General features: G+C 57.9%; 24 protein-coding genes. 15 read left to right on the forward strand and 9 right to left on the reverse strand.

What is annotated here, in order from left to right; all coding sequences use genetic code 11:
* Positions 1-8: 8 nt before the first annotated feature.
* On the reverse strand, positions 9-599 hold the full coding sequence (gene pth / locus ACTJJ1_RS03710; protein WP_004943204.1) for an aminoacyl-tRNA hydrolase: 591 nt from the start codon (positions 597-599) through the stop codon (positions 9-11).
* A gap of 313 nt (positions 600-912) precedes the next feature.
* On the opposite strand from pth, the gene ychH reads away from it, so the two are divergent.
* Positions 913-1191 (forward strand): stress-induced protein YchH, encoded by a 279-nt coding sequence (gene ychH, locus ACTJJ1_RS03715; protein WP_004943205.1) that lies wholly within the window; start codon positions 913-915, stop codon positions 1189-1191.
* Positions 1192-1374: 183 nt separating this feature from the next.
* Here ychH and prs read toward each other — a convergent pair whose 3' ends face one another.
* The 3 genes from prs to lolB form a co-directional block, all read right to left on the reverse strand.
* The gene (gene prs, locus ACTJJ1_RS03720; RefSeq protein ID WP_004943207.1) at positions 1375-2322 is read right to left on the reverse strand and encodes a ribose-phosphate diphosphokinase; all 948 of its coding nucleotides are present in this window, start codon (positions 2320-2322) and stop codon (positions 1375-1377) included.
* A gap of 173 nt (positions 2323-2495) precedes the next feature.
* Positions 2496-3362 (reverse strand): 4-(cytidine 5'-diphospho)-2-C-methyl-D-erythritol kinase, encoded by an 867-nt coding sequence (gene ispE, locus ACTJJ1_RS03725; RefSeq protein ID WP_004943212.1) that lies wholly within the window; start codon positions 3360-3362, stop codon positions 2496-2498.
* The gene (lolB, locus tag ACTJJ1_RS03730) at positions 3359-3982 is read right to left on the reverse strand and encodes a lipoprotein insertase outer membrane protein LolB (protein WP_440832420.1); all 624 of its coding nucleotides are present in this window, start codon (positions 3980-3982) and stop codon (positions 3359-3361) included. The genes ispE and lolB overlap by 4 nt, the downstream gene beginning before the upstream one ends.
* A gap of 486 nt (positions 3983-4468) precedes the next feature.
* Here lolB and ACTJJ1_RS03735 point away from each other — a divergent pair, with 486 nt between their 5' ends.
* From ACTJJ1_RS03735 to kdsA, 7 genes are all read left to right on the forward strand, one after another.
* Positions 4469-5221, forward strand: a complete 753-nt coding sequence (locus tag ACTJJ1_RS03735; protein ID WP_440832422.1) for a lytic polysaccharide monooxygenase — start codon at positions 4469-4471, stop codon at positions 5219-5221.
* 329 nt (positions 5222-5550) lie between these two features.
* Complete coding sequence (gene hemA / locus ACTJJ1_RS03740) at positions 5551-6813, forward strand: glutamyl-tRNA reductase (protein WP_006324808.1); 1263 nt, start codon at positions 5551-5553, stop codon at positions 6811-6813.
* Between the two features lie 31 nt (positions 6814-6844).
* Positions 6845-7930: a peptide chain release factor 1 gene (gene prfA / locus ACTJJ1_RS03745; protein WP_004943225.1), complete on the forward strand. Its 1086-nt coding sequence runs from the start codon at positions 6845-6847 to the stop codon at positions 7928-7930.
* Positions 7930-8763, forward strand: a complete 834-nt coding sequence (gene prmC / locus ACTJJ1_RS03750; protein WP_004943227.1) for a peptide chain release factor N(5)-glutamine methyltransferase — start codon at positions 7930-7932, stop codon at positions 8761-8763. The genes prfA and prmC overlap by 1 nt, the downstream gene beginning before the upstream one ends.
* A 48-nt stretch (positions 8764-8811) precedes the next feature.
* Positions 8812-9210 (forward strand): SirB2 family protein, encoded by a 399-nt coding sequence (locus ACTJJ1_RS03755; protein WP_440832425.1) that lies wholly within the window; start codon positions 8812-8814, stop codon positions 9208-9210.
* Positions 9207-10016, forward strand: coding sequence for an invasion regulator SirB1 (sirB1, locus tag ACTJJ1_RS03760; protein ID WP_004943232.1), 810 nt, complete (start codon positions 9207-9209; stop codon positions 10014-10016). The genes ACTJJ1_RS03755 and sirB1 overlap by 4 nt, the downstream gene beginning before the upstream one ends.
* 75 nt (positions 10017-10091) lie before the next feature.
* The gene (gene kdsA / locus ACTJJ1_RS03765; RefSeq protein WP_004943235.1) at positions 10092-10946 is read left to right on the forward strand and encodes a 3-deoxy-8-phosphooctulonate synthase; all 855 of its coding nucleotides are present in this window, start codon (positions 10092-10094) and stop codon (positions 10944-10946) included.
* A gap of 48 nt (positions 10947-10994) precedes the next feature.
* Here the strand turns inward: kdsA and dauA are convergent, their stop codons facing one another.
* The 4 genes from dauA to ACTJJ1_RS03785 form a co-directional block, all read right to left on the reverse strand.
* A complete protein-coding gene (gene dauA, locus ACTJJ1_RS03770) occupies positions 10995-12683 on the reverse strand; it encodes a C4-dicarboxylic acid transporter DauA (RefSeq protein WP_004943236.1) in 1689 nt (562 codons plus the stop codon).
* Positions 12684-12914: 231 nt separating this feature from the next.
* On the reverse strand, positions 12915-13400 hold the full coding sequence (locus ACTJJ1_RS03775; protein WP_004943239.1) for a heme-degrading domain-containing protein: 486 nt from the start codon (positions 13398-13400) through the stop codon (positions 12915-12917).
* A gap of 123 nt (positions 13401-13523) precedes the next feature.
* Positions 13524-17003 carry a transcription-repair coupling factor gene (gene mfd / locus ACTJJ1_RS03780; protein ID WP_440832428.1) on the reverse strand — a complete coding sequence of 1160 codons (3480 nt, stop codon included), beginning with the start codon at positions 17001-17003 and terminating at the stop codon, positions 13524-13526.
* 238 nt (positions 17004-17241) lie between these two features.
* Positions 17242-18225, reverse strand: coding sequence for a threo-3-hydroxy-L-aspartate ammonia-lyase (locus ACTJJ1_RS03785; protein ID WP_004943244.1), 984 nt, complete (start codon positions 18223-18225; stop codon positions 17242-17244).
* 86 nt (positions 18226-18311) lie between these two features.
* Here ACTJJ1_RS03785 and ACTJJ1_RS03790 point away from each other — a divergent pair, with 86 nt between their 5' ends.
* The 7 genes from ACTJJ1_RS03790 to ACTJJ1_RS03820 all read left to right on the forward strand — a co-directional run bounded on the left by ACTJJ1_RS03790 (position 18312) and on the right by ACTJJ1_RS03820 (position 24955).
* A complete protein-coding gene (locus ACTJJ1_RS03790; RefSeq protein ID WP_004943247.1) occupies positions 18312-18953 on the forward strand; it encodes a helix-turn-helix transcriptional regulator in 642 nt (213 codons plus the stop codon).
* A gap of 238 nt (positions 18954-19191) precedes the next feature.
* On the forward strand, positions 19192-20394 hold the full coding sequence (gene lolC / locus ACTJJ1_RS03795) for a lipoprotein-releasing ABC transporter permease subunit LolC (protein WP_004943249.1): 1203 nt from the start codon (positions 19192-19194) through the stop codon (positions 20392-20394).
* Positions 20387-21091 (forward strand): lipoprotein-releasing ABC transporter ATP-binding protein LolD, encoded by a 705-nt coding sequence (lolD, locus tag ACTJJ1_RS03800; protein ID WP_006324815.1) that lies wholly within the window; start codon positions 20387-20389, stop codon positions 21089-21091. The genes lolC and lolD overlap by 8 nt, the downstream gene beginning before the upstream one ends.
* The gene (gene lolE / locus ACTJJ1_RS03805; RefSeq protein WP_004943254.1) at positions 21091-22338 is read left to right on the forward strand and encodes a lipoprotein-releasing ABC transporter permease subunit LolE; all 1248 of its coding nucleotides are present in this window, start codon (positions 21091-21093) and stop codon (positions 22336-22338) included. The genes lolD and lolE overlap by 1 nt, the downstream gene beginning before the upstream one ends.
* Before the next feature lie 55 nt (positions 22339-22393).
* A complete protein-coding gene (nagK, locus tag ACTJJ1_RS03810; RefSeq protein WP_006324816.1) occupies positions 22394-23311 on the forward strand; it encodes an N-acetylglucosamine kinase in 918 nt (305 codons plus the stop codon).
* A gap of 11 nt (positions 23312-23322) precedes the next feature.
* Positions 23323-24159 carry a Sir2 family NAD+-dependent deacetylase gene (gene cobB / locus ACTJJ1_RS03815; RefSeq protein ID WP_440832432.1) on the forward strand — a complete coding sequence of 279 codons (837 nt, stop codon included), beginning with the start codon at positions 23323-23325 and terminating at the stop codon, positions 24157-24159.
* A gap of 82 nt (positions 24160-24241) precedes the next feature.
* Positions 24242-24955 carry a MurR/RpiR family transcriptional regulator gene (locus ACTJJ1_RS03820; RefSeq protein WP_004943264.1) on the forward strand — a complete coding sequence of 238 codons (714 nt, stop codon included), beginning with the start codon at positions 24242-24244 and terminating at the stop codon, positions 24953-24955.
* An 18-nt stretch (positions 24956-24973) separates the two neighbouring features.
* Here the strand turns inward: ACTJJ1_RS03820 and ACTJJ1_RS03825 are convergent, their stop codons facing one another.
* Positions 24974-26359 (reverse strand): family 4 glycosyl hydrolase, encoded by a 1386-nt coding sequence (locus tag ACTJJ1_RS03825; protein WP_440832434.1) that lies wholly within the window; start codon positions 26357-26359, stop codon positions 24974-24976.
* Positions 26360-26375 lie beyond the last annotated feature (16 nt).

Consider the following 26375-nt stretch of genomic DNA (forward strand, 5'->3'; position numbering starts at 1 on the left):
GGCAACCATCAGGCCTGCGCCTTGAAGCTGTGCAGGCGGCGAACGGTTTTCTCCAGCCCGTCAGTCATCAGAACTTCGGTACAGCGGGCGGCTTCATCTATCGCTTCATCAATCATTTTTTGCTCGCTGGCCGGTGGCTTGCCAAGCACAAATCCTACGACTTTGTTTTTATCGCCCGGATGGCCAATGCCGATGCGCAAACGGTAGAAGTTCGGGTTATTGCCGAACTTGTTCTGAATATCCTTCAGCCCGTTGTGGCCGCCGTTACCGCCGCCGAGTTTGATTTTGGCGACACCCGGCGGGATATCCAGCTCGTCATGCGCCACTAGGATTTCGTCCGGCTCAATGCGGTAGAAACTGGCCATCGCCAGCACCGCTTTGCCGCTCAGGTTCATAAAGGTGGTCGGTACCAGCAGGCGCACATCGTTACCCGCCAGGTTCAGCCGTGCGGTGTAGCCGAAGAACTTGCTCTCTTCCTTCAACTGCTGGTTATGGCGCTGGGCCAGCAAATCTACGTACCAGGCGCCGGCGTTGTGCCGCGTCTGGGCATATTCAGCGCCCGGATTCGCCAGGCCGACTATCAATTTAATACTGCTCACTGGGAAATTCGCTATGATCGAGATAATGGAAAGGGCATTAGTCTACCTGCCGCCGCCGCGAATGACAAAATCCTGATGCCCAGCCCCGAGTATTGATTCAGCGACAGACTGAAAATTGAATAATTCATTAGAAAAACAATTCAATTTGTCGGCTAACAGGCAGGATAAGGTAAAGATTTGTCACGTTTTCTTTACCATTTGTGATCGTCTCCGCAAACCCCTTGTCGGACCAGGGGCTATACTTAATTTATCAAAGTGGGTTAACCCTTTGCTGAGTTATCCCGGTTGGCATAAAGCGCAATGGAGGTGACAAATGAAACGTAGAAACGCGTGCAGAATGGGCAACTTTTTTATGGGGCTGGGGCTGGTCGTGATGATCGGCGGCGTCGGATACAACATTCTTGCTGAAGTATCGCAGCTCGATTTACCGCAACTTTTCGCCCATGGCGCCATCATGAGTATTTTCGTGGGTGCGTTGTTGTGGCTGGTCGGTGCCCGTCTCGGCGGTCGCGAGCAGGTTGCCGATCGTTACTGGTGGGTAAAACACTTCGATAAACGCTGCCGCAACGATCAGCATCGTTCGTCGCATTGATTAAAAAAACGAAAGGGAGCGGCATTACGGCAAAGGAGATCTGCCGCGCACTCAGGTCTAAGGTCATGTTTGACTACGAGTAGAAAACCCGTTGCTGCTTGCGCACCAACGGGTTTTTCTTTTTCTGCTGCCGGGCAATAGGCTCTTCCGGTACGGCAGGACACCGCACCGAAAGGGAACGAATTAATGCTCGAACATTGCAGAGATTGACTCTTCATTGCTGATACGGCGGATGGCTTCAGCCAGCATGCCTGACAGCGTCAGAGTACGTACGTTTTTCAGTGCCTTGATTTCTGCAGACAACGGAATGGTGTCGCAGACGATCACTTCATCAATCACCGAGTTCCTGATGTTTTCAACGGCGTTACCGGAGAAGATCGGGTGCGTCGCGTAGGCAAATACGCGCTTGGCACCGCGTTCTTTCAACGCTTCAGCCGCTTTACATAAGGTACCGCCGGTGTCGATCATGTCGTCAACCAGCACGCAGTCACGGCCTGCCACGTCACCAATGATGTGCATCACCTGAGAAACGTTCGCACGCGGGCGACGTTTATCGATGATAGCCATATCGGTATCGTTGAGCAGTTTGGCGATAGCGCGGGCGCGCACTACGCCGCCGATGTCCGGGGAAACCACGATTGGGTTCACCAGATTCTGTTGCAGCATGTCTTCCAGCAGGATCGGGCTACCGAACACGTTATCTACCGGAACATCGAAGAAGCCTTGAATCTGTTCAGCATGCAGATCCACCGTCAATACGCGGTCAACCCCTACGCTGGAGAGGAAATCGGCGACAACCTTGGCCGTGATTGGCACACGCGCAGAACGCACGCGGCGATCCTGGCGGGCATAACCGAAATAAGGGATAACAGCAGTAATACGACCTGCGGAGGCGCGACGCAGGGCATCTACCATAACAACCAGTTCCATCAGGTTGTCGTTGGTAGGGGCACAGGTGGACTGGATGATGAAAATATCACCGCCGCGTACATTTTCGTTGATTTGCACGCTCACTTCGCCGTCGCTAAAACGACCTACAGCGGCGTCACCAAGGCTGGTGTACAAACGGTTGGCAATACGTTGTGCTAGTTCCGGGGTGGCGTTACCAGCAAAAAGCTTCATATCAGGCACGAGAAGAACCTCAGGCATGCGTCCAGAGAAGATATTGTCGTACGGCCTTCGATAAGGGGCAGTTAACGATGCCGGCGCAATATCATACGGGTGTGTAAAAAACTAACTTGAAACCGCAGCGGCGCAGGGATTACAGGGCCAGGTGTGCATGACCCTGCGCAGCGAAACGAGAACTACGGTTCAATCTGCCCGGAACGGATGCGATGTAGTGGAGAGACGTTAACGCCACGCGCTACAAAACCACACAACCACTCCGGAGCTTGATTTAACACCTGACGGGCGGCGATTTCTGTGTCGAATTCAGCAAACACACATGCACCTGTGCCAGTCAGGCGTGACGGCGCGTATTCTAACAGCCAAGAAAGAAGCTGTTCAACCTCGCGAAAACGTTTTCTTGCTATTGGTTCGCAATCATTTGCGTAAGTTGCCTGCAACAGCACATTTAACGGGCGAACCGGGGTGTCTCTTTTTAATTCCGCGTCGCCAAAAATAACCGGGGTAGGGATGCTGACGCCCGGATGCGCCACCAAATACCACTTTTCCGCCGGATTTGCCGGCTGCAACCGTTCGCCGATGCCTTCTGCAAACGCCGCATGGCCGCGCACAAAGACCGGAACGTCGGCACCCAGCGTCAACCCCAGCTCCGCCAACTGATCGTCGCTCAGCCCGCAGTGCCACAGCTCATTCAGCGCCACCAGCACGGTGGCGGCGTTGGACGAGCCGCCGCCCAGCCCTCCGCCCATCGGCAGGCGCTTATCGATACTGATATCGGCGCCGCGCGGGAGCGTTTTGAGCCCGTGGCTATCGCAATGCTGTTGCAACAAGCGGGCGGCGCGGACAATCAGGTTTTGCTCGTCCGGCACGCCATCGACCGGCGTCAGCAGGCGGATGCGGTCATCCTGCCGCACGTCGAGGGTCAGCGTATCGCCGTAATCCAGAAACTGGAACAGCGTCTGCAGCAGGTGGTAGCCGTCTTCGCGCCGGCCGGTAATGTACAAAAACAAATTAAGTTTAGCGGGAGATGGCCACTGGCGGATCATTTGAGGGTCCAGTTATCCATTTTCAGTTTAATGCGTTGATCGCCCTGTTTCAGTTCCAGGCGGCTTGGCAGCTGCGGCTTGAGATCGCTGTTGTAATCCTGGTAATCCACGCTCCAGGTCTGGCCGCCTTGCCGATAAGTCAGTTTGCTCAGGCGGTACTGGTCATCCAGCGTGAAATCATTGGCCTCGCCCGGCAGGCCGAGCATCCACTGACGCAGGTTATCCAGCGGGATCGCCATGCCGGTCAGTTTGCGGATCATTTCTTCGGCGTTGTCGCTGACATAGCGTTTGCCCTGGTTGTCCGTCAACTGCACCACGTTTTGCTGTACGTTCAGGTCAAGTTCGGTGCTGCCAAGCGGGTTGGTCAGCAGCAGGCGGTAACGTTCCGGCGAATATTGCTGCCAGAAGAAGCGCGCATAGACTTTTTTCTGGTCTGACAGATAGGCGAAAGAGCCACGGGTCTGATATTGCCCGAGCTGTTGCACCGCTTGCTCGTGAGCGCGCCACTGCGGTGAGGTTGGGCTGGTCGCCGGGCCGCTTGGCTTGGTGGTGGTACAGGCGGCCAGCACCAGGCTGGCCAGCGGGATCAGACGTAGCAAACTAACTTTGCGGATTGGCATAACTTTCTCTTGTCCTTTTGTCCTTGCGGGCATGCGCAGCGAAATCTTTTTTCAGCGTTCACGCTAGCGGGGGAACGCGATAGCGTCAACACGCCCCGTTCTGAATATCACCGTCTTTTTACGGCGATAACAGGCGCTTTGACGGCCGGGCGGCTGAGCTTTGGGTTGCCATAAGATTAACACAATCGCCCGGTCGTGCTGCGCTGGCCGCGAGAATATCTTCGGTTGCAGCCCACGACGGCGTTGTGCCAAAACAGCATATATTAGCAATTAAATTAATGTTTAATGAATGATATCGGCGTATTTAGGCGTGATTCATACGATGATTAGCTTAAATTGATTAATTTTATTTATGCAATTTACTGGGGGGATGTCTATGCTGGTAAAGCCAAATGGATAGCAGGGCTATCCTGCTGCGCATCATCTGCGTCACGCAGGCGATGCGGGCATCTCAACCCCTATACATAATGAAATAAGGTATTTCGTATGAAAAAGCGTTTTTCTCTGTTGGCAGGAATGCTGTTTGCATTAACGATGCCGGCGCATGCCGCCGAGAATACCGAAGCGAAAGCGATCGGGCCAAAGCATGGCGCTACCTTGATTCCCAAGGCGCGTCAGGTGATTTGTGAACAGGACGGCGGTTACAACCACCCGGATGATGGCTCGAACATACCTAATGCGGCCTGCAGAAATGCCTTTTTGTACAAAGCGGAGACTATTCCTATTTGGGAACGCCGCCAGATGTTTACCGAATGGCCCGCCTACTCGCAAAACCTGCAAGGTACCCAGCATCCGTCAGACAAGGTCCCCGATGGCCAGCTTTGCTCGGCGGGCATCGCCAAGTTTGAAGGCATCGACCAGCCGCATGCCGACTGGTATGTGAGCAGCGTCTCGGTAAAAGACGGCGAGGCTACGCTGTACTTCGACGCCACCCAGGTGCATGAGCCGAGCAAGTGGACGGTGTCGCTTGCCAAGCCGAGTTTCAATGCCGCCACGGATAAGTTGAAATGGAGCGATCTGACACCGCTTGAGGTGACTAAAGTGACAGTTCCGCCGCCGGCCAAAGGCAACCATGTCAAATATGCCGGCGTCTACCAGATTGAGGTCAAAATCCCGGCCGATCGTGCTGACGGGAAGCAAACACTGTTGTATGTGCAGTGGGAACGACAGGACCCAGCGAGAGAAACCTTTTTCAGCTGTAGCGACGTAAGGTTCAACGGGGAATCCGCAGCCAAATAAGCCGCGGCAGCCTTAAGGTGCCGGCGCAGCATGCCGGCGCCCTAACCGGCGACGAAGAGAGCTCTGCTTACTATTTGGGCGACCATAAGCGTTCAATCAGGATAACTTATTGATGAATACTGTGCGGATCGTCGCGTTTCAAACTAAAATTTAGTGTGCTTATTGATCTGGATATAATTTAACTTTTTGAATTTATTATTATTCATTGATTGGTTTAGGCTATATCAGTGATTGAACGGAAGATGCGGTTGTTACTTTTATTGATCCCGCGCATCAAGTAGAATGCCGTTCAACGAGAACCCGTACCAACAGAAGTATTACTCGAAGCAATGACCCTGCTGGCGTTAGGTATAAATCACAAAACCGCTCCGGTTTCTCTGCGTGAAAGGGTGACCTTCTCCCCAGAGTCTATCGATCAGGCGCTGACCAGCTTGCTCCAACAACCGTTGGTGCAGGGCGGTGTGGTGTTGTCTACGTGTAACCGCACCGAGCTTTATCTCAGCGTGGAGCAACAGGAACACCTTCACGAACAGCTGGTAGCCTGGCTGTGTGAATATCATCACCTGCGCCCGGAAGAAGTGAGCAAAAGCCTGTATTGGCACCACGGCAACGACGCCGTGAGCCATCTGATGCGCGTAGCCAGCGGGCTGGATTCGTTGGTATTGGGCGAACCGCAAATCCTCGGGCAGGTGAAAAAAGCCTTCGCCGAGTCGCAACGCGGCCAGTCGCTTTCCGGCGAGCTTGAACGTCTGTTCCAAAAATCCTTCTCCGTCGCCAAACGCGTGCGCACCGAAACTGAAATCGGCGCCAGCGCAGTTTCCGTGGCCTTCGCCGCCTGTACGCTGGCGCGCCAAATCTTCGAATCGCTGGCCGATCTGAACGTGCTGCTGGTCGGCGCCGGCGAAACCATTGAACTGGTGGCGCGTCATCTGCGCGAGCATAAAGTGCGGCATATGATTATCGCCAACCGTACTCGCGAACGCGCCCAGTTGCTGGCAGACGAAGTCGGCGCTGAAGTGATCACGTTGCCGGAAATCGACGAACGTCTGGCGGATGCCGACATCATCATCAGTTCTACCGCCAGCCCGCTGCCGATCATCGGTAAAGGGATGGTGGAGCGTGCCCTGAAAGCGCGTCGCAACCAGCCGATGCTGCTGGTGGATATCGCCGTGCCGCGCGATATCGAGCCGGAAGTGGGTAAGCTGGCGAATGCTTATCTTTATAGCGTGGACGATCTGCACGCCATCATTCAAAGCAACCTGGCGCAGCGCAAAGCCGCGGCGGTGCAGGCGGAAACGATCGTTCAGCAGGAAAGCACCAATTTTATGGCCTGGCTGCGCTCTCAGGGCGCGGTGGAAACCATTCGCGACTATCGCTCGCAGGCCGACCAGATCCGCGCCGAAATGGAAGCCAAAGCGCTGGCCGCCATCGCGCAAGGCGCTGACGTGGAACAGGTTATTCACGAACTGGCCCACCGGCTGACCAACCGCCTTATTCATGCCCCTACCAAATCCCTCCAGCAGGCCGCCGGCGATGGCGACGTGGAGCGGTTGCAATTATTACGCGACAGCCTCGGGCTGGATCAGCATTAGTTTTCTCTTTTAACAGGGTTTAATACCACGCATGAAGCCTTCTATTGTTGCCAAACTGGAAGCGTTACAAGAGCGCCATGAAGAAGTGCAGGCGCTGCTCGGCGATGCCGGCGTTATCGCCGAGCAGGATCGGTTCCGCGCCCTGTCGCGCGAATACTCGCAACTGACCGATGTCAGCCGTTGTTTCCTGGAATGGCGTCAGGTGCAAGAGGATCTGGCTACCGCAGAAATGATGCTGGACGATCCTGAAATGCGCGAGATGGCGCAAGAAGAGATGAAGCAGGCCAAGGCGGCGACGGAAGAACTTGAACAGCAGCTGCAAGTGCTGCTGCTGCCGAAAGACCCGGACGACGAACGCGGTATCTTCCTGGAAGTGCGCGCCGGTACCGGCGGTGACGAAGCGGCGATCTTCGCCGGCGACCTGTTCCGCATGTACAGCCGCTATGCTGAAACGCGCCGCTGGCGCGTCGAGATCATGAGCGCCAACGAAGGCGAACATGGCGGTTATAAAGAAGTGATTGCCAAGGTCTCCGGCGACGGCGTCTACGGCCAACTGAAATTTGAATCCGGCGGCCACCGCGTGCAGCGCGTACCCGAAACCGAGTCGCAGGGGCGTATTCATACTTCCGCCTGCACCGTGGCGGTGATGCCGGAAGTGCCGGAAGCCGAATTGCCGGAGATCAATGCGGGCGATTTAAAAATCGATACCTTCCGCTCCTCCGGTGCCGGCGGCCAGCACGTCAACACCACAGATTCGGCGATCCGTATCACCCACTTGCCGACCGGCATTGTGGTGGAGTGCCAGGATGAGCGTTCGCAGCACAAGAACAAAGCCAAGGCGATGTCGGTGCTGGGCGCACGCATCCGTGCTGCCGAAATGGCCAAGCGCCAGCAGGAAGAGGCGTCAACCCGCCGCAACCTGTTGGGCAGCGGCGATCGTTCCGATCGTAACCGTACCTACAACTTCCCGCAGGGCAGGGTGACCGATCACCGCATCAACCTGACGATTTACCGTCTGGACGAGGTGATGGAAGGCAAGCTGGACATGCTGATTCAACCGATCGTGCAGGAATATCAGGCCGATCAGCTCGCTGCGCTGTCCGCAGAGCTTGAGTAATGGATTATCAATCCTGGCTGAAGGCGGCAAGTGCGCGGCTGACGCAGAGCGAAAGCGCCCGACGTGATGCCGAGATCCTGCTGGGCTTCGTGACCGGCAGGGCCAGGACCTTCCTGATGGCGTTTGGTGAAACCGTTTTGACGCCGCAGGAACAAGAACAGTTGGAAAGGCTGCTGGCGCGCCGCGAACGCGGCGAACCTGTGGCTTATTTGATTGGCGAGCGCGAATTTTGGTCGCTGCCGCTGTCAGTATCTCCCGCAACCCTGATCCCGCGTCCGGACACCGAATGCCTGGTGGAACTGGCGCTGGAGCGCTTGCCGCCTTCTCCCTGCACTATCCTCGATCTGGGCACCGGCACCGGCGCCATTGCATTGGCGCTGGCCAGCGAACGCCCGGATTGCGCGGTGACCGGCGTTGATTTACAGCCGGAAGCGGTGGCGCTGGCGCAGCATAACGCGCAGAAACTGGCAATAGGTAACGCGCAGTTCTTGCAAGGCAGTTGGTTCGAACCGCTGGCCGGCCAAACTTTCGTCCTGATCGCCAGTAATCCGCCTTATATCGACGCCGCTGACCCGCATTTGGCGCAAGGGGATGTGCGTTTCGAGCCAAGCAGCGCGCTGGTGGCGCAACAGCACGGGCTGGCGGATTTGGCCGCCATTGTGCAGCAGGCACCGCATTATCTGCAGCCACAGGGTTGGCTGTTGCTTGAACATGGCTGGCAGCAGGGGGAAAGCGTACGCGCGCTGCTGCAGGCTGCCGGTTTTATTTCGGTCGCTACCCGCCGTGACTACGGCGATAACGATCGCGTGACGTTTGGCCAATGGCCGCAGTAACTGAAAACCAACAATAACGAAGCACACAGCGAATAAAAAGGAAGCGATATGGCAGTCTACACGGCGTTAAAAAATCTGCATTTGTTGACGGTCGCCCTCAGTATTGCCTTGTTTGTCTTGCGTTTTTTCTGGAAATGGCGCAATTCGGCCATGCTGAACAAGCGCTGGGTGAAGATAACGCCGCACGTTAATGATACGGTGTTGTTCGCCAGCGGCATTGCGCTGGTGGTGATGTTCAAGCTTTATCCGCTGCCGGGCATGGACTCATGGCTGACCGAGAAGCTGTTTGGCGTTATTATCTATATCCTGCTTGGTTACGTCGCATTGGGCAAGAAGACCAAAAGCCAGAACCTGCGCACCTTGGCGTTTGTGCTGGCGCTGAGCTGTCTGTACCTGATAATTAAACTTGCCACGACGAAATTACCCTTTCTGATGGGATACTTATGAGTAGCATTGCTGATTTTGAATTTAACACCTCGCTGCTGAGCGAGGGCGTAATCCTGGTATCGCAGTCGGTGCGGCGTGATTTCCCCGTCGCCGAAGTCGAACGCAAGCTGCAACAGCTGGTCGACGACGCGCGCGCGGCCATGCCGCAGGATCTCAACCAGGAACAGCAACTCGACGCACTCATTGAGCTGTTCTTCAAAACCTGGGGCTTTGGCGGTGCAGGCGGCGTGTATCGCCTGTCCGACGCTATCTGGCTCGACAAGGTGCTGGAGGGGCGTCAGGGTACGCCGGTCTCGCTCGGCACCATTTTCCTGCATATCGCCCATCATCTCGATTTGCCGCTGTTGCCGGTTATTTTCCCCACCCAACTGATCCTGCGTGCAGACTGGCTGGATGAAGAAATGTGGCTGATCAACCCGCTGAACGGCGAAACGCTGAATGAGCATCAGTTGGAAGTGTGGATCAAGGGCAACCTGGGTCTGGGCGCTGAGCTGGAAGACGACGATCTCGATGAATCAGAAAACGTCATGGTGGTGCGTAAAATGCTGGATACGCTGAAAGCCTCCCTGATGGAAGAAAAACAGATGGAATTGGCCCTGCGCGCCAGCGAAACTGTGCTGTGCTTCGATCCGGACGATCCTTACGAGATCCGCGACCGCGGGCTGATCTACGCCCAGTTGGAATGCAACCATATCGCTATTTCCGATCTCAACTATTTTGTCGAACAGTGTCCTGAAGATCCGGTCAGCGAAGTGATCAAAGTGCAGATCCACTCGATTGAACCTAAACAGGTTACGCTGCATTAATTCATTTAAAATACCCGGTGAATTTCAAGCCGAGGCCTGGAAGGCTACGGGTATAACATCAACAAAGGCGAAAGCATGAAACAGAAAGTAGTTAGCATTGGCGACATCAACGTAGCGAACGATCTGCCGTTTGTGCTGTTTGGCGGGATGAACGTGCTGGAATCGCGCGATTTGGCGATGAGCATCTGCGAGCACTACGTCACCGTGACGCAAAAACTGGGCATTCCTTACGTTTTCAAAGCCTCTTTTGATAAAGCCAACCGTTCTTCCATTCACTCGTACCGTGGTCCAGGTCTGGAAGAGGGGATGAGAATCTTCGAAGAAATCAAAAAAACCTTCGGCGTGAAAATCATCACCGACGTGCACGAAGCGTCACAGGCGCAGCCGGTATCCGAAGTGGTTGATGTTATCCAACTGCCGGCCTTCCTGGCGCGTCAGACCGATCTGGTTGAAGCTATGGCGAAAACCGGCGCGGTGATCAACGTCAAGAAGCCACAGTTCGTCAGCCCAGGGCAAATGGGCAACATCGTCGACAAGTTCAAGGAAGGCGGTAACGATCAGGTGATCCTGTGCGATCGCGGCAGCAACTTTGGCTACGATAACCTGGTGGTCGACATGCTTGGCATCAACGTAATGAAGAACGTGACCGGTGGCCATCCGGTGATCTTCGACGTTACCCACGCCCTGCAGACCCGTGATCCGTTTGGCGCCGCTTCCGGCGGTCGTCGTGCGCAGGTTGCCGAACTGGCGCGCGCCGGTATGGCGGTAGGTCTGGCCGGTCTGTTCATCGAAGCGCACCCGGAGCCGAACAGTGCCAAGTGCGACGGCCCATCCGCGTTGCCGCTGGACAAGCTGGAGCCGTTCCTGGTGCAGATGAAAGCCATCGACGATCTGGTGAAGAGCTTCCCTGAGCTGGATACCAGCAACTAAGCCGGTTTCCGCGTCTAAAAAAGCCCGACTTGTCGGGCTTTTGCTTTTCTAAGCGTCCAGCGCCGCCAGCGCTTCCGGCAGCGTTGAATAGAAATGCAATTTTCCCTCGATCGGTTGCACCCGCGCCCGTGCCAGCGTTTTCAACGGCTGGAACGGAATATCGGTGATCGCCAACTGCTTGCCTGCGGGCAAGGCTTCAATAAAACGTTGCAGGGCGGTTAAGCCCCCGGCGTCCAGCACCGGCACCGCGTCCCATTGCAGCACAATCACGTCATAGTTTTCACTGCGCGCCAGCAATTCATTAAAAATGCGCTCGGCGGCGGCGAAGAACAGCGGGCCGTTCACTCTCAGCACCAGGCGGCCGTTTTCGGCACTCAGTTCGCTCAGCCGGGTCATGCGCGCAATGCGGCGCATAAACAGCAGCGAGGCCAGCACTATGCCCACGGTAATGGCGATCACCATATCGAACAGCACCGTCAGCGACATGCACAGCAACATCACTAGAATGTCGTCCTTCGGCGCTCGGCGCAGCAGATAAACCACCTTGTGCGCTTCGCTCATGTTCCAGGCCACCATCAGCAACAGCGCCGCCATCGCCGACAACGGCAACCAGGACAGCCACGGCGCCAGCACCAGCAACGCCAGCAACACCAGCAGCGCATGGATGATGGCGGCCACCGGCGAGGTAGCGCCGGCGCGCACGTTGGCCGCCGAACGGGCGATGGCGGCGGTGGCGGTAATGCCGCCAAAAAACGGCGCGATGAGATTACCCGCGCCCTGGCCGATAAGTTCGGTGTTGGAGTTGTGTTTTTTGCCGGTCATGCCGTCCAGCACCACCGCGCACAGCAGCGATTCAATCGCGCCCAGCATCGCCATGGAAAACGCCGCCGGCAGCAGGGCGGAGAGGGTCTGCCAGCTCAGCGGCATCGGCTTGCCGTCAGCGGCCGGCAGATCCCACGGCAGCATCAGTTGCGGCAAGATCGGCGGGATGCCGTGCCCACGGCTGCCATCGGCCAGCAGGTAACTGAAGCGGGAACCGATGGTCGCCACCTGATGGTCAAACAGCGCCAAAATGCCCATGACCGCCATCCCCGCCAGCAGTGCGGGCAGGTGGCCGGGCACCCGCACGCCGAGCTTCGGCCAGAGCACCAGTATCAGCAGCGTAACCGCGCCGATCAAGGTATCGCCGATATCCAGCGTCGGCAGCGCCTGCAACAGGGCGTAAACCTTGCCGACATAATTTTCCGGCATCGCCGCCAGTTGCAGACCGAAGAAATCCTTCACTTGCAGGGTGGCGATGGTGATGGCGATCCCGGAGGTAAAGCCCAGCGTGACGGACAGGGGAATATATTCAATCAGCCGGCCGAAGCGAGCCAAGCCCATAATCACCAGAAACACGCCGGAAAGCAGGGTAGCGATCAGCAGGCCGGACAGGCCGAACTGCTGCGATACCGGGTAGAGGATCACCACAAAGGCGGCGGTGGGGCCGGAGACGCTGTAGCGCGAACCACCGCAGATGGCGATCACTATTCCGGCGACTGCCGAAGTGTAAAGTCCGTACTGGGGGGGCACGCCGCTGGCGATCGCCAGCGCCATCGCCAGCGGGATGGCGATAATGCCGACGGTGACGCCGGCGATGGCGTCTTTAAGCAGGCGTTGCAGGGAATAGGGTTCTCGCCAGCAGGCGTCAATCAGCGCGCTGAACGGCCGGATGCCGTTAATTTCATGCGTTTTCATCTAAGGTGCGGACCAAGTCTATAAAAGAGAACGGAATGGCGGGCCAGGTAAGGTCCGTCTCGAATAGCTGATAGACAGACTACGCCAGTTGCGGCGGCGATTCCTAGATATACATCAAACGGACGCAGAAAATCGGAGTTACGCTATTTTGGTTGGGTGGGGTAAGCGGGAAAACCAGACCGGCCGCGGGTAAGGCGGCCGGTCTGGTGAATATAAAGAGACTTTTACCGCTTAATGCACCGAGGGCAGGGATAAACCGAGAAAATGCGCCAGCGTGCCGACCAGCAGGTTATGGTCCTCCAACTGCGGTGAACCGGAGATACTCAGGGTGCCGATGCAGCCTATGCCCGCCAGATTGATGGGAAAAGCGCCGCCGTGCACCGAGTAGTCACGCACGCTCAGGCCATAGCGCTCCTCCAGCGTCGCCTGCCGCTGTTGCAAGCGCAGGCCGATAGCGTAAGAGCTTTTGTGAAAGTGATTCACCACGTTGCGTTTGCGCCGCACCCAGTCGGCGATGTCCGGCGTGGTGCCAGGCATCGCGTAATAGAACAGCGTTTGCCCGGCCAACTGGATTTCGATGGCGATACTCAAACGCCGCTGCTCTGCGGCGGTCTTCAGCGCCGTGCCCAGCTCCCAGGCGGTTGCATGGTCAAAATGGCTAAAGGTCAGCGTGGCTTCCTGTTCGCTGAGCGCACGCAACTCATCATCAGTATTCATGGCTACCCCCGTTAATCTTGGCTGCGGACAGAGTATCCCGAACTGAAAAAACGGGATAGACAGCTTGGCGATAACTTAGAACCGCAGCCGGGCAATCAATATAGCTGCCGGCGGGGCCGACAGTCAGGCCGCCAACGTGTGCTCGCGGAATGCGGCCAAGAGCTCCTCGGTGAACTTCAGGCGCTTTTGACGATCGGTCAGGTCCAGCATGAACTTCAGCTTGGTCGGCCCATCCAGGCGATAAATTTGCGGATTGCTCTGCAGCAGGCCAATCAGGTAACCCGGATCGACCCGATTCTTCTCGCCAAACTCGATAAAACCACCGCGCTCGTTCCCTTCGATACGCTTAATCCCCAGTTTCTGCGCATGTTGGCGCAGCGCCGCGCTTTTCAACAGGTTGCGCGCCGGATCGGGCAGCAGGCCGAAGCGGTCAATCAGCTCCACCTTCAGTTCTTCCAGTTCGCCGTCGTTTTTCGCGCTGGCGATACGTTTATAGAACGACAGACGGGTGTTCACGTCCGGGATAAAATCGTCCGGCAGCAGGGCCGGCATGCGCAGCTCCACTTCGGTTTGGTTGCTGGTGAGATCTTCCAGCGACGGTTCGCGCCCGTTTTTCAATGCGTCAACCGCGCTTTCCAGCAGCTCCATGTACAGCGAGAAGCCGACGGTGGTCATCTGGCCGCTTTGATCTTCACCCAGCAGCTCGCCCGCGCCGCGGATTTCCAGGTCATGGGTCGCCAAAGCGAAGCCTGCGCCGAGATCTTCGAGCGAAGCGATGGCTTCCAGCCGTTTGTGCGCATCGGTACTCATGGCCTTCGGATTCGGCGTCAGCAGATAGGCGTAGGCCTGATGGTGCGAACGGCCTACGCGGCCACGCAACTGATGCAGCTGCGCCAGCCCGAAGCGATCGGCGCGCTCGATGATAATGGTATTGGCGCTGGGAATATCGATGCCGGTTTCGATAATGGTGGTACAGACCAGCACGTTAAAACGCTGGTGGTGGAAATCGTTCATCACCCGTTCCAGATCGCGCTCGCGCATCTGGCCGTGGCCGATGGCGATACGCGCTTCCGGCACCAGCTCAGCCAGTTTCTCCGCGGCTTTCTCGATGTTCTCCACGTCGTTGTACAGATAGTAAACCTGGCCGCCGCGCAGCACTTCACGCAGGATCGCCTCGCGAACCACCAGGCTGTCGTACTCGCGCACGAAGGTTTTCACCGCCAGGCGGCGGGCCGGCGGGGTCGCGATAATCGACAGGTCGCGCATGCCGCTCATCGCCATATTCAGCGTACGCGGGATCGGCGTGGCGGTTAGCGTCAGGATATCCACATCGGCGCGCATCGCCTTGATGCGTTCTTTGTGGCGCACGCCGAAACGGTGTTCTTCATCGACGATCAGCAGCCCCAGATCTTTCCAGCGCAGATCGCTCTGCAACAGTTTGTGGGTGCCGATAATAATGTCCACTTTGCCGTCGACGGCGTCGTCCATGATCTGTTGCTGCTCTTTGGCGCTGCGGAAACGCGACATCATCTCGATGCGAATCGGCCAGGTGGCGAAGCGATCGCGGAAGTTGTCGAAGTGCTGCTGCGCCAACAGCGTAGTGGGCACCAGCACTGCCACCTGCTTGCCGTTTTCCACCGCCAGGAAGGCCGCGCGCATCGCCACTTCGGTTTTGCCGAAGCCGACGTCGCCGCACACCAGCCTGTCCATCGCCAGCGGCTGGCACATGTCGCTCAGCACGGCGTTGATTGCCTGTTCCTGGTCTGGGGTGGTTTCAAATGGGAAGCTTTGACAGAACAACTGATACTGTTCGCGGTTGTGTTTGAAGGCGAAGCCGGATTTGGCGGCGCGCTGGGCGTAAATATCCAGCAGCTCGGCCGCTACGTCCCGCACCCGTTCCGCGGCTTTCTGCCGCGCGCGCGTCCAGGCGTCACCGCCCAGCTTGTGCAGCGGCGCATTTTCATCTGCGCCACCGGCATAGCGGCTGATCAGGTGCAGCGAAGAGACCGGCACATAGAGTTTGTCTTCACCGGAGTAGGACAGGATCAGGTATTCGGCCTTGATGCCGCCGGCTTCCAGCGTCGTCAGGCCAACGTAACGCCCGACGCCGTGCTCCAGATGCACCACCGGCTGGCCGGGATGCAGCTCCGCCAGGTTGCGGATCAGGGTATCGGTATTGATGGTGCGGCGATTGTCCTGTCGGCGGCGGCTGACGCGTTCGCCGAGCAGATCGCTTTCGCAGATCAGCGCCCGGTTGCGCATGCCGTCGAGGAAACCGCGTTCCGAGGCGCCGACCATCATATAGCGGCCGGCCGGTTCCGCCTGATCGAGATGTTGAATCAATGACGTGCCGAGTTTGATGCGGCCGAGCAGGTCTTGCAGCGTTTCGCGGCGGCCCTCGCTTTCGACCGAGAAAATCACGCTGCCGTCAAAGCTTTCTGTAAAGCGGCGCAACTGGTCCAGCGGCGCTTTATTTTGGGCTTGCACCGCCAGATCCGGCAGCGCGCGATAGTCCAGGTTGGTGTTGCCGGCTTTGGCAGGCAGCGCTTCGGTTTTGAGTGCCATGCGAGGCCAGGCTTTCAATTCGCCAAACAGCGCGTCAACCCGCAGCCACAGGTTGTCCGGTGCCAGCAGCGGGCGCATCGGATCGACGCGGCGGCTTTCGTAACGCTGGTTAACGTCCAGCCAGAAGCGCTCGGCGGCGCTCTCCAGGTTGCCGGTATTGACGATCAGCGTGTTGGCCGGCAGGTAGCTGAACAGCGACGGCAGCGGCTGGCTGAAGAACAGCGGTTGCCAGTATTCGATGCCGGCCGGCCAGGTGCCTTTGCTCACCTGCTGGTAAATATGTTCGGCGTCGCGGCGCACCTCAAACTGCTCGCGCCACTGGCTGCGAAATAGCTCGATGGCGGTTTTGTCGGTCGGGAATTCATGGGCCGGCAGCAGGTTGATGGCCTCGACTTCGCTCAGCGTGCGCTGGGTGTCGACGTCAAAGATGCGCAGGCTGTCGATTTCATCGTCGAAGAAATCGATGCGGTAAGGTTCTTCGCTGCCCATCGGGTACAGATCGAGCAGCGCGCCGCGGGTGGCGAACTCGCCGTGCTCCATCACCTGATCGACGCTGCGGTAACCGGCTTGCTCCAACTGGGCGCGCAGTTTTTCGCGCGACAGGCGCTGGCCCTTTTTCATCACCAGCGCGTGGCCATGCAGGAATTCGTGCGGACAGACGCGCTGCATCAGGGTATTTACCGGCAGAATGATGACGCCGCGCACCATGGTCGGCAGGTGGTACAGGCTCGACAGACGGGCTGAGATAATTTCCTGGTGCGGCGAGAAACTGTCGTAAGGCAGGGTTTCCCAGTCAGGCAGCGTGGTCACCATTTGATCGGTAAACTGCTGGATTTCGTCGCGCAGCCGCAGGGCGTTCTGCATGTCCGGGGCGATCAGCATCACCGGCCCGTTATGACGTTCGACGATCTCGGCGCACTCCACGGCGCAGGCCGCGCCGGTTAGTTGCCCCAACTGGCGCAAATCGCCTGCGCGATCGGGCAGGGAATAACGGGAGGATGACGATGCAGAACGGTTACGGTTATCGGAGGTGCTCATTAAGGTATCTTTAATCAATGTGTTAAATTTCGCCCTGGCACAAATAACAAAGCGCCTTTACCCGGTAATACTAGCCCACTGGCCAGCAAACTGACATAGGTAAAAGCGCCATATCCGTCGTCTTTCAAGTTGCAGCGCCGCCGGCGGCATTTATGGCCAATGCGGGCGCAGCATGGCGTGCGCCCTCTCGGGTTTGGGCGAACGGGGCGCCTGGGGGAGCGTTAACCCACTGAAGGTATTATTCTTGCGCGCCCATCGCGAGGTATTGCGCGATTTTATCCACATCGACATTGCCACCGCTGACAATCACCCCGACTTTTTTACCGCGCAAATCCAGCAGCGAATTCATGGCCGCCGCTGCGGCCAGACACCCTGTGGGTTCGACCACCATTTTCATCCGTTCCATAAAGAAGCGCATTTGCCGGCACAGCTGCGCGTCGGTGACCGTCAGAATATCCTCTACATACTGCTGGATGATCGGGAAGGTGAGTGTGCCCACCTGCTGGGTTTGCGCGCCATCGGCGATGGTTTTCGGCACCGGAATGCGCACAGGTTGTCCGCTGCGAAAAGCCTGCTGCACGTCGTTGCCTGCCTGCGGCTCTACGCCGTACACCCGGCAGCCCGGCGACCAGTGGCGGGCCGCTATCGCACTGCCGGAAAGCAGGCCGCCGCCGCCGGTAGACACCAGCAACACGTCCAGCGGGCCGACTTCTTCTATCAGCTCTTTGGTGGCGGTGCCTTGGCCGGCAATCACCTGCGGGTAATCATAAGGGGGGACGATCGCCAGGCCATGCTCTGCGGCCAGGCGCTGGGTAATCTCTTCGCGGTTCTCGCTGTGGCGTTGGTAAATCACCACGTTGGCCCCGTAGCCGCGTGTCGCCGCCAGCTTGGTTTCCGGCGCGTCGTTCGGCATGACTATGGTGACGTTGACGCCCAGCTCCCGCGCCGCCAGCGCCATTGCCTGCGCGTGGTTACCGGAGGAAAAGGCAATCACTCCGGCCTTGCGCTGCGCCTCGCTCAGTTGCGCGATCGCGTTGTACGCCCCGCGGAACTTAAAGGCCCCGACGCGCTGGAAGTTCTCGCATTTGAAAAACAGTTGTGCGCCTGTGAGGTTGTCGGCCTGATGCGAAGTCATGACCGGCGTGCGGAGGGCATGTCCGGCCAGAATTTCTGCGGCGGCAGAGATATCGGCGGCGGTGATACAGTGGGGCGTTGAACTCATGGCGACCTCGCATGGATGAAGGGGGGATTGATTACCCGGGATTTTTAATTTACTCTTTGTAAAGTTTTTGTCAAACGGTTAAGTCAATGAGCGATCTCAGGCAGGAAAATGCGCTATTGCTGCGCGAAGCGGAAAAAATTGTCCAGGCGCTGGGTATGATGTTTGCCCCCAGTTGCGAAGTGGTATTGCACGATCTGACACAGCCGGAGCACGCTATCGTCGCCATCGCCAATAATCTGTCGAACCGCAGCATTGGTGACGCCGCCAGTGAAATGGGGCTGGAGCGCATTGCCTCGCCGGACTTTCCGGACGTGGTACAAAATTACGCCAATGCCTTCCCGGACGGGCGCCCGGCCAAGAGCACGTCGATCGGTCTGCGCAACAGTGAAGGCGTCTATGTGGCGGCCATCTGCCTCAATCTGGACGTCTCAATCTTCAACAGCGTCAACGCCATTCTGCAACAACTGACCGCGGTAGTGCAGAGTGCGCCGCAGCCGGCGGCGGAGGGGGCCCGTTCGCTGTCGGATATCGCCGCCGTGATCAACAACTTTGCGGCGTCGCACGCTACCCAGCCGCGTGCGCTCTCTTCAGAGCAACGTTATCAAGTGATCCAGTTATTGAAGCAGCAGGGCTATCTGCAACTGCGCGGGGCCGCCACCATGGCGGCGGAGGCGTTGGGCATTTCACGGGTGTCGGTTTATAACCTGTTAAAACGGGATGCCGGTTAACGACCTGCCGTCTGTCAGGCTGCAGCGTTCAACGCTGTTCCTGACAGAACCCGTGGGAGGAGCGAATACATGCGCTCCGATTGAAACGGGTACAACACTTACGCAAAGCTCTGGGGCAGATGCTGCGGCGCAATGCGCAATAGGCGGAATAAAAGGCGTCTGGGTGGTTCCCTAAACGAGGTATAGCCTTTATTATCCTTGATCACTTTGCTTAAGCTACGGCAACAAAACGGATTTCATGTATCAACCTGTCGCGTTATTCATTGGCCTGCGCTACATGCGCGGGCGAGCCTCAGACCGCTTCGGGCGGTTTGTCTCCTGGCTGTCCACCATCGGCATTACGCTGGGGGTCATGGCGTTGGTCACCGTTTTGTCGGTGATGAACGGTTTTGAAAAAGATCTGGAAAACAACATCCTTGGCCTGATGCCGCAGGCGTTGATCACCAGCCCGCAGGGGTCGATCAATCCCCAGCAGATCCCGGCCTCGATGGCGCAGGGATTGCAGGGCGTCAGCCGCGTTGCGCCGCTGACTACCGGCGACGTGGTGCTGCAAAGCGCCCGCAGCGTGGCGGTTGGCGTGATGCTCGGGGTGAACCCGGACGAAGCCGATCCGCTGACGCAGTATCTGGTTAACGTCAAACAGCAACAGTTGCAGCCGGGCCAGTACAATATCATCATCGGCGAACAGCTTGCCGGGCAATTGGGCGTCAAACGCGGCGACCAGTTGCGGGTGATGGTGCCGAGCGCCAGCCAGTTCACGCCGATGGGGCGCATTCCCAGCCAGCGCCTGTTTACTATTATCGGCACCTTCCACGCCAACAGTGAAGTGGACGGCACCCAGATGCTGGTCAATCAGCAAGACGCTTCCCGCCTGATGCGCTACCCGGCCGGCAATATCACCGGCTGGCGTCTGTTCCTGCAACAGCCGCTGACGGTCGATACTCTCAGCCAGCAGAAACTGCCGCAAGGGGCGCAATGGAAAGACTGGCGTGAACGCAAGGGCGAGCTGTTCCAGGCGGTACGCATGGAGAAAAACATGATGGGGCTGCTGCTCAGCCTGATCGTGGCGGTGGCGGCGTTTAACATCATTACTTCGCTCGGCCTGCTGGTGATGGAGAAGCAGGGCGAAGTTGCCATTCTGCAAACCCAGGGCCTGACCCGCCGGCAGATCATGTCGGTGTTTATGGTGCAGGGCGCCAGCGCCGGCATTATCGGTTCGCTGCTCGGCACGCTGCTGGGCGTGCTGCTGGCCACCAACCTGAATAACCTGATGCCGATCCTCGGCGCATTGATTGACGGCGCGTCGCTGCCGGTGGCGGTCGATCCGCTGCAGGTGACGATTATCGCCGTAGCGGCGATGGCGGTATCCCTGTTGTCCACGCTTTACCCTTCATGGCGCGCTGCCGCCGTACAACCCGCTGAGGCTTTACGTTATGAGTAACCATCTTTTGCTGCAGTGCGAAAACCTGTGCAAGACCTATCAGGAAGGCAATCTGCATACCGACGTACTGCGTAATGTCAGCTTTGCCATGCAGCCGGGCGAGATGATGGCGATTGTCGGCAGCTCGGGTTCCGGTAAAAGCACCCTGTTGCACCTGCTGGGCGGCCTGGATTCGCCAACCTCCGGCGAAGTGATCTACAAAGGCCAGTCGCTGAATACCCTGTCGTCGGCGGCCAAGGCTGAGCTGCGCAACCGTCAGTTGGGCTTTATCTATCAGTTCCATCACCTGTTGCCGGACTTCACCGCGTTGGAAAACGCCGCCATGCCGCTGTTGATCGGCGGCATGAAACCGGCCCAGGCGCAGGACAAGGCGCTGGAAATGCTGACGGCGGTCGGGCTGGAAAAACGCAGCAAACACCGGCCTTCGGAGCTGTCCGGCGGCGAGCGTCAACGCGTGGCGATCGCCCGTGCGTTGGTGAATAACCCGTCGTTGGTACTGGCGGACGAACCGACCGGTAATCTCGACAAGCGCACCGCCGACAGCATCTTTGATCTGCTCGGTGAGCTGAACGTGCGTCAGGGCACCGCCTTCCTGGTGGTGACCCATGACTTGCAACTGGCCAAGCGCCTCAGCCGCCAGTTGGAAATGGCCGACGGCCACCTGCAGGCTCAACTGACCCTGATGGGAGCCGAGTAATGGCGGGTGCGTCACTTTCCTTTTTGACGGCGCTGCGCTTTAGCCGGGGCCGCAAGCGCGGCGGCATGGTGTCGCTGATTTCGGTGATCTCCACCATTGGCATTGCGCTGGGCGTGGCGGTGTTGATCGTCGGGCTGAGTGCGATGAACGGTTTCGAACGCGAGCTGAAAAACCGTATTTTGGCGGTAGTGCCTCACGGCGAGATTGAACCGGTGAAACAGCCGTTCAAAGACTGGTCGTCAATCTTGCAGCGGGTGGAAAAGGTGCCGGGTATCCTGGCTGCCGCCCCCTATATCAACTTTACCGGCCTGATGGAAAACGGTGCGCAGCTGCGGGCGGTGGGCGTTAAAGGGGTCGATCCGCAGCAGGAAAGCCAGCTCAGCGCACTGCCGAAATACGTGCAGGGCGATGCCTGGGCCAATTTCAAAAGCGGTGAGCAGCAGGTGATCCTCGGCAAGGGCGTGGCCGATGCGTTGGGCGTGAAACAAGGCTCCTACGTCACGGTAATGATCCCCAACAGCGATCCGCAAATGAAGCTGTTGCAGCCCAAACGCATCCGTCTGCATGTGACCGGCATTCTGCAACTGAGCGGCCAACTGGACCACAGCCTGGCGATGGTGCCGCTGGCCGATGCCCAGCAGTATCTGGATATGGGCGACAGCGTGACCGGTATCGCGATTAAAGTTAATGACGTGTTTGCCGCCAACAAACTGGTGCGCGACGCGGGCGAAGTCACCAATTCCTACGTCTACATCAAGAGCTGGATCGGCACCTACGGCTACATGTACCGCGATATCCAGATGATCCGCGCCATTATGTATCTGGCGATGGTGCTGGTGATTGGCGTTGCCTGCTTCAACATTGTCTCTACGCTGGTGATGGCGGTGAAGGACAAGAGCGGCGATATCGCCGTGCTGCGTACTTTGGGCGCCAAAGACGGTTTTATCCGCGCCATATTCATCTGGTACGGCCTGCTGGCCGGGCTGGTGGGCAGCGTCAGCGGCGTGGTGGTCGGGGTGATAGCTTCGCTGCAGTTGACCAACATCATCAAAGGGTTGGAAAAACTGATGGGGCACTCGTTCCTGTCGGGAGATATCTACTTCATTGACTTCCTGCCTTCCGAGCTGCACTGGCTGGACGTGGTGATTGTATTGGCGACCGCATTGGTGCTCAGCCTGTTGGCCAGTTGGTATCCGGCCAGGCGCGCCAGCCGTATCGATCCGGCACGCGTGTTGAGCGGACAATAACGAAAATCAGGGGGAGCGGAAACGCCGCCCCCTTTTTTTAGCCTGAGGGTGGGTTATGTACTACGGTTTCGATATGGGCGGCACCAAAATTGAGCTGGGCGTGTTTGATGCGGATCTGAACCGTATCTGGCAAAAACGGGTGCCGACGCCGCGTGACGATTACCGGCAATTGCTGACCACGCTGCGTGACCTGACCCTTGAGGCGGATGAGTTCTGCGGCCAGCGGGGCAAAGTGGGTATCGGCATTCCGGGGTTGCCCAATGATGACGGGACGTTGTTCACCTCCAACGTCCCGGCGGCGATGGGGCAGCCGCTGCCGCGTGATTTGGCGGAGCTGATTGGCCGCGACGTGCGCGTCGACAACGACGCCAACTGTTTTGCGCTGTCGGAAGCCTGGGACGAAGAGTTCCGCCGTTATCCGACCGTGCTGGGCATTATTCTGGGCACCGGCGTGGGCGGCGGGCTGATCGTGGAGGGCAAAGTGGTGTCCGGGCGCAATTACATCGCCGGCGAATTTGGCCACTTCCGCCTGCCGGTCGATGCGCTCGAGGTACTGGGGCGTGATATACCTCGCGTTGCCTGCGGTTGCGGCCATCAGGGTTGCATCGAAAATTACATATCGGGCCGCGGTTTTGAGTGGATGTACGCTCACTTTTATCAGCAGCACTTGCCTGCGCAGCAGATCATTGCGCATTATCAGACAGGCGAGCCGCAGGCGGTGGCTCACGTTGAGCGTTTTATGGACGTCCTGGCAATATGTCTGGGGAATCTGTTGACCATTATCGATCCGCATCTGGTGGTGATCGGTGGCGGGTTGTCGAATTTTGAAGCGATCTACCAGGCGTTGCCACAGCGATTACCGGCGCACTTGTTGCGCGTGGCCAAGCTGCCGCGGATCGAGAAAGCGCGCTATGGCGATGCCGGCGGCGTGCGCGGGGCGGCGTTCCTCAATTTGGAAAACAGGGAAAGGTAAGGAGAGAGTTAATGCACACTCGCCATCGGTTGTGTCAGTTTCGTAAGAGCAAGCATGTGCTGCATCAGCGCTTTCGTTCTCGTATTTTCCATCGCGACACCATGGCGGCGGCCGAGCTGAAAAAGCCGTTTGTGGTGGTGTTGACCGGGGCCGGTATTTCGGCGGAATCGGGTATCCGCACCTTCCGCGCTGCGGATGGGCTGTGGGAAGAACACCAGGTGGAGGATGTCGCTACGCCGGAAGGCTATAAGCGCGATCCGCAACTGGTACAGGCGTTTTACAATGCGCGCCGCCAACAACTGCAAATGCCGGAAATCGCGCCTAACGCCGCGCACCGCGCGCTGGCGGATTTGGAAGCCTGGCTGGGGGATAACTTCCTGCTGGTGACGCAGAATATCGATAACCTGCATGAACGCGCCGGCAGCAAACGGGTGCTGCATATGCACGGCGAATTGCTGAAAGTGCGTTGCACCAGCTCCGGGCAAGTATTTGATTGGCCGGAAGATCTCAACGTGGACGACCGCTGCCATTGCTGCCAGTTCCCGGCACCGCTGCGCCCGCACGTGGTGTGGTTCGGCGAAATGCCGCTGGGCATGGACGAAATCTATCAGGCGCTGGCCAAGGCCGACTTTTTTGTCGCTATCGGCACCTCGGGCCATGTTTATCCGGCGGCCGGTTTTGTGCACGAGGCCCGGTTGGGCGGGGCGCATACCATGGAACTGAATCTGGAACCCAGCCAGGTGGAAAGTCAGTTTGATGAAAAACACTATGGCCAGGCCAGTGAAGTGGTGCCGCGCTTTGTGCACAAATTCCTGGTAGGGAAAGTCGAACGGGCCGATCGGCCCTAATCTGCAGTTCAGAGCGCACCCGCTGCGCTCTGGTCTTGCCTGCCGAGCGGCCGCTATTTTTACTTCATGGGCAGGGGGCGCGGTGAATTTCAAACAGGTATTCAGCCAGGCGGATCTGAGCAAAACGGATCTCACCATCCTCAACGCTATTTTCGACAACCCGGATGCTTGCATCGATGACGGCATCCGGGCGGTTTCCGTCCGCTGCCACAGTTCGCCTTCAACGCTGGTGCGGCTGGCAAAGAAACTCGGTTTTCGCGGTTATCTGGAACTGGTGTATTTCATCAAGTTCAACCTGGTGATGGCACCGGCGTTGCAGGGGGAACCGCAACAGGTCGCCCCGGCCGATGAAAAGCAGCAGGCGCAGTTTCTCGATATGCTCGACAGCGGCAAGATCCTGATCCACGGCAGCGGCTTCTCGCAACTGGTGGCACAGTACATGTACAACAAATTTATGACGTTGGGCATCGATAGCTATCTGTCGCTGTGGCCGGATTTCGAGATCCTCGATCAGAAGATGCGTTTCCGTTTTGACATGGTGATTGTGATTTCAAAGTCGGGCAACAGCAATTCGGCGCTGAGCTGGAGTGAGGCGGTGAAGCGCAACAACATCCGGCTGGCGGCGTTTTGCGGCGACGGCGACAGCCCGCTGGCGCGGCAGGCAGACATGACCTTTCTTTATGAAGACCGGCAGAAATACGACCACGATATTTACTACCCCAATCCGTTTTTCGGCCATTGTCTGCTGGGGTTTGAGAACCTGGTCAAGGCCTGGTTTGAACGGCGCATCCCCTGAAGGCATGCGCCGCGTCGCTTAACGCCAGTGCTCGGCATATTGGTGATGGGCCTGAAGATATTCCTCGACCAGGGTTTTCGCCAGCGAATAAGAATTCACCAGCGGGTGCACCATCAGCGCCTTGATGGCCTTCTGGCGATTGCCCTCCAGGATGGCCGCGACCGCCAGGCGTTCATACTCTTTGACCTGCGCGATCAGGTTCTTCTGGGTATCGGGGATATCGCGCATTTTCACCGGATGAATGCCCGCGTTGCTCAGTTCGCAGCTGATTTCGATCACATCCTCCGGGTGCAGGAAATCGAGCGTGTCATTGTTTTGCATCGACACCACCACGCGTTTTTGCTGACCGTTATTCACCGCTTCCAGAATGTCTATCGCCACCCCGGCGTAACCGCCGCTGTCTGGCTGTTCGATAAACTGTTGCAGCGTCAGCATCTCCCGCTCTTTCACTTTGCCCTGGCTCGATTCGCGCTGCATATAAGAGTTTTCACGCGTCAGATAGTGGCTGAAATACAGGCTGAAGGCCTGATCCAATTGGTCGGGGATGTTCAGTTCGGCAAGATCCGCCAGCATTTGCCGGTTAATCTGCGCAATCTGTTCGCCACGGGTTTCGCCGGCACCGACGATGGCGGCGATCGCCTGTTCGCGGTAGTAGTAGTAATACAGGTACTCGTTGAGCATCAGGTTGTCCGACAGCGCCACCAACTCCGGCGAGAAGTATTTCATGCAGGTATCGCGGTAAAGACGCGGATCGGCCAGCAATTGCCCGGTGACGTCCTGGCCGTTGACCCGTACGTTGCGAAACCACGACAGGTGGTTCAGCCCGAAACAGTCGACGCTCAAATCGGCCTCGCGGCAACCCAGCAGCTCCGCCAGTTCACGGATAAACTCGCTGGGCGCGTCGCAAATGCCGTACACCTTGCGCTTGAAGCCGGATTTGATGATCGCCTCGGTCACCATGCCCGAAGGGTTGGTGAAGTTGAACAGTACCGCGTCCGGCGATGCCACCTGTTCGATCAGGCGGCAGTAATCGATGATGGCCGGAATGGAACGCATAGCCATGGCGAAACCGCCCGCGCCGGTGGTTTCCTGCCCCAATACCTGATGGTTGAGCGCGATGCGCTCGTCATGAATGCGGCCTTCTTCGCCACCGATGCGCAACGTGGTGATGATGTAATCGGCGCCGCTCAGCGCCTGGCGGGCATCGTTGCTCAGGCTGAAGGCGATGTCGCTGCGGATGCGTTCGAACACCCCCTGTGCGATAGCGCCGTAAACGGCGAGTTTTTGCCGGTCGGTATCCATAAATACCACTTCGGTCACGCCGATGCGGTGCGCGTTATAGGCGATGGATTTGGCCAGGAACGGCGAACGTACGCCGCCGCCGCCCAGAACGGTTAATTTCATGACAAGTCTCCCTAGG

Source organism: Serratia sp. 22264 (assembly GCF_052045345.1).
In the GTDB taxonomy this organism is placed as follows: domain Bacteria; phylum Pseudomonadota; class Gammaproteobacteria; order Enterobacterales; family Enterobacteriaceae; genus Serratia; species Serratia plymuthica.